Source organism: Deltaproteobacteria bacterium, assembly GCA_009930495.1.
Classification (GTDB): Bacteria; Desulfobacterota; Desulfovibrionia; order Desulfovibrionales; family Desulfomicrobiaceae; genus Desulfomicrobium.
In genome coordinates this window covers 1-1,780 of sequence record RZYB01000338.1, presented here as the reverse complement: position 1 = coordinate 1,780, position 1,780 = coordinate 1, and the positions used below count along the sequence as shown (strand labels likewise).

General features: G+C 62.1%; 3 protein-coding genes. All 3 read right to left on the bottom strand.

Annotated elements, in window-relative coordinates:
• Window positions 1-706, bottom strand: a 706-nt coding sequence (locus EOL86_14470; protein ID NCD26776.1) for a hypothetical protein, incomplete at its 3' end; no start/stop codon positions are given.
• 6 nt (window positions 707-712) lie between these two features.
• A complete protein-coding gene (locus tag EOL86_14465; protein NCD26775.1) occupies window positions 713-1,501 on the bottom strand; it encodes an outer membrane lipoprotein-sorting protein in 789 nt (262 codons plus the stop codon).
• 30 nt (window positions 1,502-1,531) lie between these two features.
• Window positions 1,532-1,780: methyltransferase type 12 (locus EOL86_14460; GenBank protein NCD26774.1), on the bottom strand; the 249-nt coding region annotated here is incomplete at its 5' end.

Genomic DNA, 1,780 nt, shown 5'->3' with positions numbered 1-1,780 from the left:
GCATGGCGGGCATGTCATCCCAGGTGTGGAAGACCGACGCGGCCACGTCGAAGCCCGGCAGATAGGCCGAAACCTTGAGCGCGACCTCGCTGTTTTCCAAGCTCGCCGAGGGCTCGTCGGCCGCATCCTGACTGATCCGCACGGAATCGGGCACGGACTGGCTCACGGCCCAGGGGTTGTCGCCTTCGGGCAGCACCGCGGCCGTGAAAACCGGAATCACGATCAATTCCGTGTCGAACCATTGCCCCAAGAGGCGCAATTTCATGGCATCCACGGGCATACGGATTTCGTCCAGATCGCGGGTCATGGATTCGGTGTAGTCGGGCGGCGAAACAAGGTCCGTGACCTGCACCCCGTCGGCCTTGCCCCAGATGATGATCTGTCGGCCAACGCGCACGTCCCAGCCGTCACCGGCGTGCTCCAGCCACAGTTCATGCATTTCAACCTCGGTTTCCGCGTCGATGATCCAGTTTTTCTCCGCGTCCGCCGAGGCAAAGGCATAGATCCAGTCCAGCTCCGCCTCGGCCTCCAGGCGCAGCCTGGCCCTGGAAGTCACCTGGTCGTGAGGTTCGGAGATCCGCACGGACTGCATGGTCTCGGCCCAGCCCGAAATGTGCAGCCAGTCCGGCAAAATTTCGTCTCCGGCCCAGGCTGATCCGGAGCCCATCAGCAGGAACACAAGGGCCAGAATGGCCGTGAAATGCATGGCCGGTCACCGGATGCGCCCGCGCTCGATGGCGGAAACCTGGAACAAGGTGTCGTCAAGCCCGGCGTCGTAGCGGATGGAGGCCACTTCCATGACGGTCTTGTGCTCGCGGGACACATTGTCCATTTCCGAGCGCAGCAGAGTCCAAAATCCGTCCTGCTCCTTGAATTCCAGGGCGTTGTAGATTTTCACCACGCCGTCCTTGTCGAAATACTCGGATTTGAGGGTCATGAGCGCGGTCTTGCTGACCCAAACCACCCGGAGGGTGTACAAATCCTCGGGGTCCACGGGCACGGATTCGACTTTCCAGCAGTCGTGGCCCTGGATGGTTTCGGAACCGATCAGGGTGTGCGTGTCCTTGGCCACGGCCCGCTTGCCCATGTCGTCGTAGGTGAAGTCCGTGCCCATGAAATACTCGTTGCGCGAGGACCCGCTGATGCGGCGGACCTTTTTCATGGCCGGCATGTACAACCATTTGTCGTCGTCCTTGCCGATCTCCTCGTAATCCCAGGACAAATAGGCCGTGCCCCGGACGTCGGCGGGCTCGTCAAAAACCATGACCGACTTGCGGTCCGGGCCAAAGTCCTTGGACCAGCTTTCCACCTGGCGCACGCGCTGGCTGCCGCGCTTGTTGATGAGGGTCATGGTCATGGTCGAGGTCCGATCTTCGCCGTCGGCGCGGTTATAGGCCATGGTCATGATTTCCCGGCCGTCGGGATCGTCGGCCAGGGCCGGGGCGGCCATGAGGCAGAGGCCCGCCAGGCAGAGCCAGGTGGCCAGAGTGCGTCTGTTCATTGTGGTTTCTCCTGTGGTTTTGGGCGGGCGTCATGCCGTGCGCGCGATGTCGAGATCCATGTCGCCCATGGGCGTGGTCACGGTGCGTGAGTGCACGGACCGAAACCCGATTCGCAGCATGGACGCGGCGATTTCGCCCTGATCGAAATAAAAGGCCTGGCCCGAACTCAGGGCCGTGCCCAAGTGGCCCAGGAACATGTCCGGCTGGGTTCGTTCGTGAGTCAGTCCGTCCTGAAAGGCCATGAACACGCCGCCGGGTTTCAGGGCCGCGTGGATTTT

Bases quoted from the DNA above. Each gene is read 5' to 3' on its own strand.
- EOL86_14465 (NCD26775.1), bottom strand. From the start codon at position 1,501: ATGAACAGACGCACTCTGGCCACCTGGCTCTGCCTGGCGGGCCTCTGC.